We start from the raw sequence: 11,882 nt of genomic DNA, 5'->3' as shown, positions 1-11,882 counted from the left end.
GCGCGGGGGTGGAGGAAGAAGGGCATGAACTCGTCGCGGGGGGAGAGTTCGATGTGGTGGTAGCCGATGTCGGCGACCGTGCGGACCATCTCGGTCATCGGCAGGTGACGGAGCATGTACGGATCAAGCGCGATCTTCATGGCGCACCTCCTCGTGCCCGGACCGCCGCCAGCGGACTAGCACGATCTAGTCTCTCGTGACAGACAGGCACTATCCGAGGGGCGGCCAGCTCGTGTCAAGTGCTTGACATCACCGATGACGCGAGTGATAGTACCTCCAGTCTAGAACGTGCTAGTAGTACGAGACAGGACATCTCGGCCGGCATCAGCCGATGGACGGGATTCCCCTCTTTCCCAGTTGGTAAATCGGATGCACGAAGAGGTGCACATACGGTGAAGAAGAATCGCGCGCTGACCGTCCTCGCACTCGCGGTCGCGGGGTTACTCGCGGTGGCAGGCTGCAGTAGCAGCGGTGGAAAGCAGGCCCAGGAGGGCAACGCCGTGGTCGCCGCCGGGAAGGCGGACACGCCCCGGCTGAAGATCGCCATGATCCACCACGCGCCCCCCGGCGACACGTTCTGGGACATCATCCGCAAGGGTGCCGAGGCCGCGGCGGCGAAGGACAACGTCGAGCTGATCTTCGCCGGCAACGTCCAGGCGCCCGAGCAGGCGAACCTGATCCAGAACGCGATCGACCAGAAGGTCGACGGGCTCGCGGTGACCATGCCGAACCCCGACGCGCTGGGCCCGGTCGTGAAGAAGGCCGAGGCCGCCGGCATCCCGGTGGTGGGGTTCAACGCCGGTGTGGACCAGTGGAAGCAGCTCGGTCTGCTGTCCTACTTCGGGCAGGACGAGAAGGTCGCGGGCCAGGCGTTCGGCAACAAGCTCAACGAGGCCGGCGCGAAGCACGCCGCCTGCGTCATCCAGGAGCAGGGCCAGGTCCAGCTGGAGGCCCGGTGCGCCGGGGTGAAGGAGACCTTCAAGGGCACCACCGAGGTCCTCTACGTCAACGGTCAGGACATGCCGTCGGTGCAGTCGACCATCCAGGCCAAGCTCCAGCAGGACACGAGCATCGACTACGTGGTGACCCTCGGCGCGCCGATCGCACTCGCCGCGGTGAAGTCGGTGTCGGGTGCCGGGAGCGCGGCGAAGGTCGCGACGTTCGACACGAACAAGGAGCTGGTGACCGCCATCAAGGACGGCGCCATCCAGTTCGCGGTCGACCAGCAGCCGTTCCTGCAGGGCTACCTCGCCATCGACACGCTGTGGCTGTACAAGACCAACGGCAACTTCCCCGGCGGCTCGCAGGCGCCCGTCCTGACCGGCCCCGCGTTCATCACCAAGGACAACGTCGACGCGGTGGCCGAGTTCGCCGCGAAGGGTACACGGTGATGACCGGCCGAGTGCTTCCCAACCGCACCTCAGGGGAACGTGACGCAAATCAGCCACAAGTACGTGACCAGACAGAGTCATCCGTCTCCAACGTGACCAACACATTGAATTCCGGGGAGGCGGGACGGTTCCTCGCCAGGCCCGAGGTCGGCTCGCTGGTCGGCGCCGTCGCGGTGTTCGTGATGTTCTTCGCGGTCGCCGAGCCGTTCCGCAACGCGGCCTCACTGTCCACTGTGCTCTACGCCAGCTCGACCATCGGGATCATGACGGTCGCGGTGTCGTTACTGATGATCGGCGGCGAGTTCGACCTCTCCGCCGGCGTGGCGGTGACGACCTCGGCATTGACCGCCGGCATGTTCAGTTTCCAGTTCACGACGAACGTGTGGGTTGGCGTGCTCGTGGCGTTGGCCGTCTCGCTCACGGTCGGGTTCGTCAACGGCTACGTGCTGGTCCGCACCAAGCTGCCGAGCTTCCTCGTCACCCTCGCGACGTTCCTGATGTTGCAGGGGCTCAACCTCGCCATCACCAAGCTCGTCACCGGCGGGGTGGCGTCGAACTCCATCGCGGACATGGACGGGTTCGACTCCGCGCGGGCGGTCTTCGCGTCCGAGATACCCGTCGGCGACGTCTCGGTGAAGGTCACCGTGTTCTGGTGGCTGCTGTTCGTCGCGATCGCCACCTGGGTGCTGCTGCGCACGAGGGTCGGCAACTGGATCTTCGCGGTCGGCGGCCAGGCCGACAGCGCGCGTGCGGTCGGGGTGCCGGTCAACCGCACCAAGATCGGTCTGTTCATGACCGTCGGGTTCACGGCCTGGTTCCTCGGCATGCACAACCTGCTGGCGTTCGACACCGTCCAGTCCGGACAGGGCGTGACCAACGAGCTGATCTACATCGCCGCCGCGGTGGTCGGTGGCTGCCTGCTCACCGGCGGCTACGGCTCGGCGATCGGCGGGGCGATCGGCGCGTTCATCTTCGGCATGACCACCCAGGGCATCGTCTACGCCAACTGGGACCCGGACTGGCTGAAGTTCTTCATCGGCGCCACGTTGCTCGCCGCGACGCTGCTCAACATGTGGGTCCGCAACCGGGCCGCGAGGAGGTGAGTCACATGTCGTACATCGTGGAGTTCGTCGACGTCGGGAAGTACTACGGCAACATCCGTGCGCTCAGCGGGGTCAGTCTCGGGGTCAAAGCCAAAGCGGTGACGTGCATCCTGGGTGACAACGGCGCCGGCAAGTCCACTTTGATCAAGATCATCTCCGGGTTGCACTCGCACGACGAGGGTTCCTACCTCGTCGACGGGGAGGAGGCACGGTTCTCCTCGCCGAGGGACGCGCTCGACCGAGGTATCGCGACCGTGTACCAGGACCTCGCGGTCGTGTCGCTGATGCCTGTGTGGCGCAACTTCTTCCTCGGGTCCGAGCAGACGGTCGGCCGCGGACCGTTGCGGCGCCTGGACGTGGAGCGGATGCGGTCGACCGCCGACGCGGAGCTGCGGCAGATGGGCATCGACCTGCCCGACATCGACCAGCCGATCGGCACCCTGTCCGGTGGGCAGCGCCAGTGCGTGGCGATCGCCCGCGCGATCTACTTCGGCGCGCGGGTGCTGATCCTCGACGAGCCGACCGCCGCGCTGGGCGTCAAGCAGTCCGGGGTGGTGCTGAAGTACGTCGCCGCCGCGCGGGACGCCGGCCTCGGGGTCATCTTCATCACCCACAACCCGCATCACGCGTTCATGGTCGGCGACCACTTCGTCGTGCTGCGGCAAGGTCAGGTGGAGCTCGACACGGCCCGCGCCGACCTGAGCCTCGACGACCTGACCCACCACATGGCGGGTGGTGCCGAGCTGGAGGCGCTGCGGCACGAGCTGGATCGACTGGACACACCGGACATGGGTGCCCTGCACGAGACGACCACACGATGAGACCACTCGCCATCCACCACGTCACGCTCGCCGTGGCCGACGTCGAGCAGGCCGTCGACTTCTACACCCGCGTCGTCGGCCTGCGGCTGCGCACCGATCGTCCCGCCACGGCCGCGGCCGGCGCCTGGTTGGACGTCGGTGGCCAGCAGGTGCACCTCGTCCACGCCGACCCGCCCCCGGACCGCGGCCAGCACATGGCGCTCCTCGTCCCCGACCTGGACGCCGCCGTGCACGCACTCCGTGCCGCCGGGGCCGTGGTGACCGTGCCGCTGGACGCGGCCCGCCGGGCGTTCCTCACCGATCCGTCGGGTAACGCGATAGAGCTGATCGCTCCGCACGAAGAACCGATCGCAGCCCAGGAAGGTGAAGCATGACAAGGAAGTCCGTCGGCGTCGCGGTCATCGGCGCCGGGATGGCCGGCCGCGCGCACGCCGCGGGGTACCGCTCAGCGGGCACCGTGTTCGACGCCGACGGCCCCGAGGCCCGCCTGGTGTCCGTTGTGGACACCAACGAGGCACTCGCTCAGGACGCGCGGCAGCGGTACGGCTTCGCCCGTGCCGAAAGCGACTGGCGGGCCATCGTCGCGGCCGACGACGTCGACGCGGTCAGCGTGGTGGTGGCCAACCATCTGCACCGGGAGATCATCGAAGCGCTGCTCGCGGCGGGCAAGCACGTGCTGTGCGAGAAGCCGCTCGCGCCCTCGCTCGCCGACGCGCGGGCCATGGCCGCCGCGGCCGACGACGCCACCACGGTCGCCGCGGTCGGCTACACGTACCGCCGTTCACCCGCGATGAGCGCGATCCGCGACCACGTCCACAACGGACACCTCGGCCGGCCGATCCACTTCAACGGGCACGCCTGGTACGACTACGCGCTCGACCCGCTCACCCCCATGTCGTGGCGGTACAAGGGTGGACCCGGCACCGGCGCGCTCGCCGACGTTGGCAGCCACATGGTCGACACCGCCGAGTACGTGTGCGGTCCGGTGGTCGAGGTGAGCGGTGCCGTGCTCACCACCGTCATCGACGAGCGTCCGGTGCCGGCCGGTGTGACGCTCGGGCACGAGCGGGGCGAGCTGACCGGTGAGGTCGAACCGGTGGAGAACGAGGACCTCGCCACGTTCACGGCCCGCTTCGAAAACGGCGCCGTCGGCACGTTCTCGGTGTCCAGGGTCGCGCACGGGCTGCCCAACGGGCTGGCGTTCGAAGTGTTCGGGTCCGCAGGTTCGGCCGCGTTCGACCTGCAGCGTGCCGGCGAGTTCCAGGTGACCGACAGCAGTCCCCGGGGCGAGGTCAACGGACAGCGGCGTGTGTACGTCGGGCCAGCGCACCCGTACCTGCGGCGTGGCGTGCCGATGGACGCCCCGGGCGTCGGCTACGGCACGGGTGACCTGTTCGTGTACCAGGCCCGGGCGTTCCTCGACCAGATCGTCGGTCTCGACCACCTGCCGCCGTGCCCGTCGTTCCACGACGCGGTCCGGGGTCTCGAGGTGCTCGACGCGGTCGTCGAGTCGGCGCGGGGCGGGGGAGTGGCCGTGAAGATCGCGTAGGTGACCAGGGCGGATACTATTCGACGAGGCAACAGGGAGGTCAACCGTGGACGATCGGGACGCGCGGCGGCCGACGATGGCAGACGTCGCCGAGCGGGTCGGCGTCTCCCGGGCCCTGGTCTCGCTCGTGTTCCGCGGCAAGGAGGGCGCGAGCCAGCAGACCCGCGAGCGGGTGTTCGAAGCCGCCCGCGAGCTCGGCTACCGCCCGGACACCGCCGCGCAGCTGCTGAGGAGCCGCCGCAGCCGGCACCTGGGCGCGCTGTACGTCCCGACCGAGCCGTTCCACGCCGACGTCATCGACGCGCTCTACCCGGTTGCCGAGAAGAGCGGCTACGACGTGGTGCTGGGCGCGTTGACCCAGACCCGTGACGTCACCAAGGCGACCGAGGAACTGCTCGGGTTCCGGTGCGAGGCCGTGCTGCTGATCGGTGTGGAGACGACACACGCGCAGCTCACCTCCCTCGCCTCCCAGGCACCGCTGGTGGTCGTCGGCCCGCACCAGCACGGTCCGCGGTTCGACACGGTCCGCTCGGACGACGTCAGGGGCGCGCGGCAGGCGGTGGATCACCTCGTCGGCCTCGGGCACCGGCGGATCGTCCACATCGACGGCGGCCACGGCCCCGCCGCCGCCGACCGCCGCCGCGGCTACCGCAACGCCATGCGCAAGCACGGTCTCGCGGAGCACGTCCACATGATTCCCGGCGACTACACCGAGGAGTGCGGCGCGCTGGCCGCGCAGGAGCTGTTCCGCATGGATCCGTTGCCCACCGCGGTGTTCGCGGCCAACGACCGGTGCGCGGTCGGACTGCTGCACGCGCTGCGGCGCATGGGGGTGACGGTGCCGGGCGACATCTCGATCGTCGGCTTCGACGGCAGCCGCGCCGCCCAGCTGCCGCACATCGACCTCACCACCGTGCGCCAGGACATCCCGGGCACCGCCGAAGCCGCGATCGACACCGCTCTCGAACGACTGGACGAGGAACGCACCGAGGCCAAGCAGGTCGTCCTCAGGACCCAGCTGATCGTCCGCAGCACCACCGCCCCACCGGCGTCCTGACCCCACGGTTCGAGGCTGTGTCCCGAGGGGCACCCTCGGGACGTTCAGCCCGGATCCACCGATGGTCTTGGTGGCTCGGGGTGCGGGCCGATGGACTCGCTGCGCGGGTTTCGGGCGCTTCGTGCCCCGAAACCGCCTGAGGTCACGGGGCGGTGGCGACGTCGCCCGGCAGCGATGCGAGGAAGGCGTACTTCACCACACCGCTCACGAATGGCGCGTTCGCCCCACGGGCGATGTCTCGAAAGACGCGCTCATGTCGTTGAACGTCCCGATCGCGTCTTTCAGGGCACCGGCCACGTCCCCAACGCGTCGTTCGCGGCGCCACCGGCAAAATCATCGGTGGTTTCCTGGCTCAGCGCCCTGAAGGGCACCCTCGAGGCACCGGCAACGTCCGACGAAACCCGGCTGAGGTGAACCGTCACGCGCTGCCGGGGAACCTTCCGCCGGCCGGGCCGCGGACGACGTTCTCGGTCAGTTCCTTGATTCGGCCTGCGGGGACCGGGTGTCCGGGGGTTTCGGTCATCCAGCGGAAGGTGTCTTCCGGGCTGAGTCCCTCGGGCGGGCGTCCCGGCATGTAGGGCTGCACGTAGACGGGGGTTTCGGGTTCGCTGCGCCAGCTGTCCGCCAGGGTGCCGACGTCCACGGCGTCGTAGCCGAGGGTGTCCAGCAGTGCGACCAGCTCGGCCTTGGCGGCCGTGTCGTCGCCGGCGATGGGGAGGGCGCTGCGGTCGTCGGCGCCGGCGGGCCGCGCGAGGTTGCCCAGGTTGAAGAAGGTGATGTTGTTGAACGCCTTGACCACCCGGGAACTTGCCAGGTGGCGCTGGACGAGCTCGCTGGAGGTCAGTTCGTTCGAGTCGAGCTCGGGGATGGTGCCGTCGCGCTGCGGGTAGTAGTTCATCGTGTCGATGACCGTCTTGCCGGCGAGGGCGTCGGCGGGCAGCTGGGAGTACGCGCTCAGCGGGATGGTGGCCACGACGAGGTCAGCCCGTGCCGCCTCGACCGGGGTGGCCGCGCGGGCCTGGTCGCCGAGTTCGGTGACGAGGTCGGCGAGGGTGGCGGGGCCACGGGAGTTGCTGAGGATGACGTCCATGCCGGCCGCGACCGCGAGGCGCGCGAGCGTGCCACCGATCATGCCGGAGCCGATCAGACCCAGAGTCATGTCATTCCTTAAGACGGCAGTTGACTGTCACTTCGTTGGCGACGGTAGCACAGGTGGCAGTCGACTGTCGGTTGCTGTCTGGTCGCTGTCGGCGTGGCAGGATGCCGCCGTGTTGCCAGGGATGATCGTGACGACGGACTACCACACGGGCGGGGAGCCGTTCCGGATCGTGGTGGATCCGCCGGTGCCGATGCCGGGTGAGACGGTGGCGCAGCGTCGGGTCAGGGCGATCGAGGACCCCGACGTTCAGGCGCTGCGAGCGGTGCTGTGCTCGGAGCCGCGTGGACATGCGGACATGTACGGCGGGTTCGTCGTGCCGCCGGACGACGACGGCGCTCACCTTGGCGTGCTGTTCTGGCACAAGGACGGGTTCTCGACCGCCTGTGGGCACGGGACGATCGCGCTGGGTGTGTGGGCGGTGGAGACCGGCCGGGTCCCGGCTCCGGTGACCGGCAGCGTGGACGTCGTGATCGACGTGCCCTCCGGCCGGGTGACCGCACGGGTGCACCGCCAGGACGCCCGAGTGGTCGCCGTCGACTTCGTCGGCGTGCCCAGCTGGGTGGTCGCCACGGACGTGCCGGTGACCACCTCCCGTGGTGAGGTGTCGGTGACCGTGGCCTACGGCGGGGCGATCTACGCGACTCTGCCCGCCGACCGGTTGGGGCTGTCGGTCACGCCGGAGCGCCTCGGTGAGCTCATCGCGCTCGGCCGTGAGATCAAGTGGGCGCTCGACGCCACCGACCACGCCGTGCACCCGACGGACCCGCGGCTGACCGGTGTGTACGGCACGATCTGGGTCGACGACCTCGGCTCGCACGCACAGCAGGTGCACCAGCGCAACGTGACCGTCTTCGCCGACGGCCAGGTCGACCGTTCCCCGTGTGGCTCGGGCACCTGCGCCCGGCTCGCGGTGCTCGCCGCCGCCGGCCGGCTGCCCGCCGGCACCGTGCTGCGGCACGACTCGATCGTCGGCAGCACGTTCACCGGCACCGTGCTCGGCCATGTCGACGTCGACGGTCGTCCCGCCGTCGTCCCCCAGGTCACGGGCATGGCCTACCGCACCGGCGAGCACGTGTTCCACGTCGACCCGCACGACCCGCTGGTCCCCGGGTTCGTCCTGCGGTGAGCCTTGCCAGGGCTACCGTCGAGGCATTGGTCCACAGAGGAGAGACAGCCATGGCTCACGGCAACCGGCTCGACGGCAAGATAGTCGTGCTCACCGGCGGCGCACGCGGACAGGGCGCCGCCGGCGTGACCGCGCTCGCGCGGGCCGGCGCGACGGTCGTCGCCGCGGACATCCTCGACGACGACGGCCGCGCCCTGGAGAAAACCCTTGTGGAACAAGGGCTCCCGGTGAGCTACCGGCATCTCGACGTGACCGATCCCGAGGCGTGGGCCGCCATGGCGGCCGAACTGGGCCGGGTCGACGCACTGGTCAACAACGCCGGGGTCGCCGCCCGCGACCGGCTCCCGCACGTGGACCTGGCCACCTGGCACCGCACCTTCGAGATCAACGTGACCGGCCCGCTGCTGGGCATACAGGCGCTGGTGCCGCTCATGGCGCCCGGCTCGACGATCGTCAACATCTGCTCGGTGGCCGCGTTGAGTGGGCACGTGGCGGCGGCCTACACCGCGAGCAAGTGGGCGTTGCGCGGCCTCACCCGTACCGCGTCCCTCGAGTTCGGTGCCCGCGGCATCCGGGTCAACGCCGTCATGCCCGGACTGGTCGAGACACCGCTGATGGCGTCGGCGTCGTCCGCGTTCCGGGACGCGGCGCTGGCCGAGATCCCGCTCGGCCGCACCGGCACCGTCGACGACATCGCGCCGCTGATCGTCTTCCTCGTGTCCGACGACTCGTCCTACCTGAACGGCGCCGAGATCGTCGTGGACGGCGGCCTCACCGCCCACACCTCGCACAAGGGCATCGCCGACGCGATCGGCACGCCACCTGGTTGAACCATGCTCACGCAGCGTCTCGCTCCTGTGTGGCCAGAGTTGGCCTCTCGCGGGCGCTCGGTGCACTGACGCTTCCGTGCTGTGTCCACGATGGACGGACCGCCGGCGGGATCGCATCATGGTGTGCAGGGTCCGCGTCATGAGGAGGCGATCATGAAGAACGGACCCGTTCGCTCCCGCGTGCCCGCGTGGCGGGCGCTCGCCACGGCCGGCGTGCTCATCGCGACGACAGTGATACCTGCTGTCACGCCAGCCGCCGCGGCGCCGGCCAGTGACGTGATCGTGTTGCCCGGAGCGACTTCCGCGGAGGGCATCGCGACCGGTCGGGGCGCGGAGTTCTACGCCGGCGACCTGTTCAGCGGGGACATCTACCGGGGCAACTACCAGCGCGGCACCGCCGAGCTGTTCATCGACGCACCCGCCGGTCGGATGGCGGTCGGGATGAAGTTCGACGAGCGCACCGGGTTGCTGTTCGTGGCGGGTGGGTTCGACGGCACGGCGCACGTCTACGACGGCATCACCGGCGCCGACGTCGCCACCATCCAGCTCGCCACGGGCAACACGCTCATCAACGACGTCGTGGTGGTCAACGGCGGCGCCTGGTTCACCGACACGTTCCAGCCCGTGCTCTACTTCGTACCCGTCAGCCCGACCGGCGAGCTCGGACCCGTTCAGGTGCTGCCGGTGAGCGGTCCGGCCGGCGCCATCACAGGGCAGTTCAACCTCAACGGCATCGAGGCGACTCCGAACGGCAAGACGTTGATTCTCGCGCACACGAACAACGCGGCGATCTACACCGTCGACCCGCAGACGGGAGCCAGCGCGCAGGTGGCGGGCATCTCCGTGCCCAACGCGGACGGCATCGTCCTCAATGGACGCGACCTGTGGGTGGTGCAGAACTTCTCCAACCAGGTCACCAGGTGGCGACTGAGCCCCGACCTGACGTCCGGCACCCTGACAGCCACGATCACCAGCCCGCTGTTCCAGGTGCCGGCGACGGGCGCGCTGCACGGCAACACGCTCGCGGTGGTGAACGCGAAGTTCGACACCGGACTGCCACCCACGGCCGACCAGTACGAAGTGATCCTCGTCGAACGCTGAACGTACCAACAGTTCTACTTCGGACTCTTTCCCCGACAGCCGGCTCGAACCGTGCTGTGTTCGAGCCGGCACCCGCATGAACTCACGTCGAGGCCGCCGACAACTCGAAAGGGGACAAAGGAAAGGCGGTTTCTATGTCTCGACGTCATCCAGCAGTGATCGTGACCGTGGTGGGCGTGCTCGTCATGGCGGTGAGCACCCCGTCCGCGGTGGCGGCCGTCGCGCCGCTCAGCCAGGCCAGCGGCGCCAGTACCTTCGCGGAGGGCTGTCACGGGGCGCCCCAGAACGGCGTGATCTACCGCGACTCCGAAGTGGAGCCGTGGATCGACGTGAGCCCGTTGGATCCCCAACGCCTGATCGGTGTGTACCAACAGGACCGTATCGACACCGGTGGCGCCAGCGGCCTTGGCACGAGCGTGTCCACCAACGGCGGCGCGACGTGGACCCAGCTGGGAGTCGGCGCGCTGCCGCTGTTCTCCCGGTGCGCGGGTGCCGCGCCGGGCAGTGTCGGTGACTTCGAACGCGCGACCGACCCGTGGGTCACGATCGGCGCGGACGGGCACGCCTACCAGATGAGCCTGTCCTTCAACGACACTCGCAACCTCGACAACGCGATGCTGGTGAGCGAGTCCGTCGACGGCGGCTTCACGTGGGGACCGCCGAAGGTGCTCATCAAGGACACCAACCCGCACGTGTTCAACGACAAGAACTCCATGACCGCGGACCCGCACAACGCGAACAACGTCTACGGCGTGTGGGACCGGCTCGTCTTCCCGAACGAACGCGCGGGTGGCCAGTCGTTCCTGACCGCGGCGGCGTTCCGCGGCCCGACCTACTTCACCAGGACCACCGACGGTGGTGCGACGTGGGAACCGGCGCGGAACATCTTCGACCCCGGGCAGAACGACCAGACGATCGGCAACCAGATCTCGGTCACCGGCCAGGGCGATCTCGTCAACATCATGACCGTGTTCCGCAACGACAACGCTCTCGGTCGCCAGGGCGGCACGATCTCGGTGCTGCGCTCGACCAACGCGGGCGCGACGTGGAGCGGCGAGATCGTGGTGGACCGCCTCGGCACGGTCGGGGTGCGGGACCCGCGCGACGGCGCGCCCGTGCGTACCGGCGACATCATCCCGTCGATCGCGACCGACGAGCGGCCCGGCCACGACGAGGTGTACGCGGTGTGGCAGGACGCCCGGTGGAACGGTTTCCAGCGGGACCAGATCGCGTTCTCGAAGTCGACCGACGGCGGTCTCACGTGGACACCGGCGGTCCGGATCAACTCGGACGCCTCGACACAGGCCTTCACAGCCGCCATCGAGGTGGACGACGCCGGTAACATCGCCGTCACCCACTACGACTTCCGCTTCGACACGACGGCGAGTACTTCCCTCGACACCGACGTGTGGGTGCTGCGGTCGAGCGACGGTGGCGCGACGTGGAGCGAGGAACGGGTGACCCCGACCTCGTTCGACATGCGTCAGGCGCCGGTCGCCCGCGGCTTCTTCGTCGGTGACTACATCGGCACCGCGGCCACGGGCCAGACCTTCAAGCCGTTCTTCACGATGTCCAACCCGGCGACCGACACGTTCGGCACGACCGTCGCGGCTCCGTTCCCGCCTGCGACGATCGTCCCCGAGCCGTCACCAGCCGGCTTGGCCAGGTCCGGCTTCCCGATCAGTCGCGGCAAGCCAGCACCGGCCTGACACACATGAGACGCGGCCCTTGGTCAGCTGACCAAG

At 69.1% G+C, this 11,882-nt stretch carries 11 protein-coding genes; 10 read left to right on the top strand and 1 reads right to left on the bottom strand.

The features are described from left to right. Positions 1-392 precede the first annotated feature (392 nt). The 6 genes from VF106_RS00055 (at position 393) to VF106_RS00030 (ending at position 5,921) form a co-directional block, all read left to right on the top strand. Positions 393-1,391, top strand: a complete 999-nt coding sequence (locus VF106_RS00055; RefSeq protein ID WP_330837409.1) for a sugar ABC transporter substrate-binding protein — start codon at positions 393-395, stop codon at positions 1,389-1,391. 182 nt (positions 1,392-1,573) lie between these two features. Next, positions 1,574-2,494, top strand: a complete 921-nt coding sequence (locus tag VF106_RS00050) for an ABC transporter permease (protein ID WP_330837411.1) — start codon at positions 1,574-1,576, stop codon at positions 2,492-2,494. Between the two features lie 5 nt (positions 2,495-2,499). Further along, the gene (locus VF106_RS00045) at positions 2,500-3,315 is read left to right on the top strand and encodes an ATP-binding cassette domain-containing protein (RefSeq protein WP_330837408.1); all 816 of its coding nucleotides are present in this window, start codon (positions 2,500-2,502) and stop codon (positions 3,313-3,315) included. Continuing rightward, complete coding sequence (locus tag VF106_RS00040; protein WP_330837407.1) at positions 3,312-3,689, top strand: VOC family protein; 378 nt, start codon at positions 3,312-3,314, stop codon at positions 3,687-3,689. The genes VF106_RS00045 and VF106_RS00040 overlap by 4 nt, the downstream gene beginning before the upstream one ends. Beyond that, the gene (locus tag VF106_RS00035; protein WP_330837406.1) at positions 3,686-4,864 is read left to right on the top strand and encodes a Gfo/Idh/MocA family protein; all 1,179 of its coding nucleotides are present in this window, start codon (positions 3,686-3,688) and stop codon (positions 4,862-4,864) included. Before VF106_RS00040 ends, VF106_RS00035 begins: the two co-directional genes overlap by 4 nt. 46 nt (positions 4,865-4,910) lie before the next feature. Then, positions 4,911-5,921 (top strand): LacI family DNA-binding transcriptional regulator, encoded by a 1,011-nt coding sequence (locus VF106_RS00030; RefSeq protein WP_330837405.1) that lies wholly within the window; start codon positions 4,911-4,913, stop codon positions 5,919-5,921. Between the two features lie 418 nt (positions 5,922-6,339). Here VF106_RS00030 and VF106_RS00025 read toward each other — a convergent pair whose 3' ends face one another. Continuing rightward, positions 6,340-7,080, bottom strand: a complete 741-nt coding sequence (locus VF106_RS00025; RefSeq protein ID WP_330837404.1) for an NADPH-dependent F420 reductase — start codon at positions 7,078-7,080, stop codon at positions 6,340-6,342. A 121-nt stretch (positions 7,081-7,201) separates the two neighbouring features. Here VF106_RS00025 and VF106_RS00020 point away from each other — a divergent pair, with 121 nt between their 5' ends. The 4 genes from VF106_RS00020 (at position 7,202) to VF106_RS00005 (ending at position 11,846) form a co-directional block, all read left to right on the top strand. Then, on the top strand, positions 7,202-8,206 hold the full coding sequence (locus VF106_RS00020; protein WP_330837410.1) for a proline racemase family protein: 1,005 nt from the start codon (positions 7,202-7,204) through the stop codon (positions 8,204-8,206). A gap of 50 nt (positions 8,207-8,256) precedes the next feature. Beyond that, complete coding sequence (locus VF106_RS00015; protein ID WP_330837403.1) at positions 8,257-9,036, top strand: SDR family NAD(P)-dependent oxidoreductase; 780 nt, start codon at positions 8,257-8,259, stop codon at positions 9,034-9,036. 153 nt (positions 9,037-9,189) lie between these two features. Next, on the top strand, positions 9,190-10,137 hold the full coding sequence (locus VF106_RS00010; RefSeq protein WP_330837402.1) for an SMP-30/gluconolactonase/LRE family protein: 948 nt from the start codon (positions 9,190-9,192) through the stop codon (positions 10,135-10,137). 161 nt (positions 10,138-10,298) lie between these two features. Beyond that, positions 10,299-11,846, top strand: a complete 1,548-nt coding sequence (locus tag VF106_RS00005; protein WP_330837401.1) for a sialidase family protein — start codon at positions 10,299-10,301, stop codon at positions 11,844-11,846. Positions 11,847-11,882 lie beyond the last annotated feature (36 nt).

The sequence above is a fragment of the Actinophytocola sp. genome (assembly GCF_036378875.1).
GTDB lineage: Bacteria > Actinomycetota > Actinomycetes > Mycobacteriales > Pseudonocardiaceae > Actinophytocola.
Note: the sequence above shows the minus strand (reverse complement) of the source record. Positions and strands in the feature narration are given on the sequence as shown.

What these genes read in the sequence shown, in the direction of transcription:
- VF106_RS00050 (WP_330837411.1), top strand. Translation starts at nt 1,574, where the DNA reads ATGTTCTTCGCGGTCGCCGAGCCGTTCCGCAACGCGGCCTCACTGTCC.
- VF106_RS00045 (WP_330837408.1), top strand. Translation starts at nt 2,500, where the DNA reads ATGTCGTACATCGTGGAGTTCGTCGACGTCGGGAAGTACTACGGCAAC.
- VF106_RS00040 (WP_330837407.1), top strand. Translation starts at nt 3,312, where the DNA reads ATGAGACCACTCGCCATCCACCACGTCACGCTCGCCGTGGCCGACGTC.
- VF106_RS00035 (WP_330837406.1), top strand. Translation starts at nt 3,686, where the DNA reads ATGACAAGGAAGTCCGTCGGCGTCGCGGTCATCGGCGCCGGGATGGCC.
- VF106_RS00025 (WP_330837404.1), bottom strand. Translation starts at nt 7,080, where the DNA reads ATGACTCTGGGTCTGATCGGCTCCGGCATGATCGGTGGCACGCTCGCG.
- VF106_RS00020 (WP_330837410.1), top strand. Translation starts at nt 7,202, where the DNA reads ATGATCGTGACGACGGACTACCACACGGGCGGGGAGCCGTTCCGGATC.
- VF106_RS00015 (WP_330837403.1), top strand. Translation starts at nt 8,257, where the DNA reads ATGGCTCACGGCAACCGGCTCGACGGCAAGATAGTCGTGCTCACCGGC.
- VF106_RS00010 (WP_330837402.1), top strand. Translation starts at nt 9,190, where the DNA reads ATGAAGAACGGACCCGTTCGCTCCCGCGTGCCCGCGTGGCGGGCGCTC.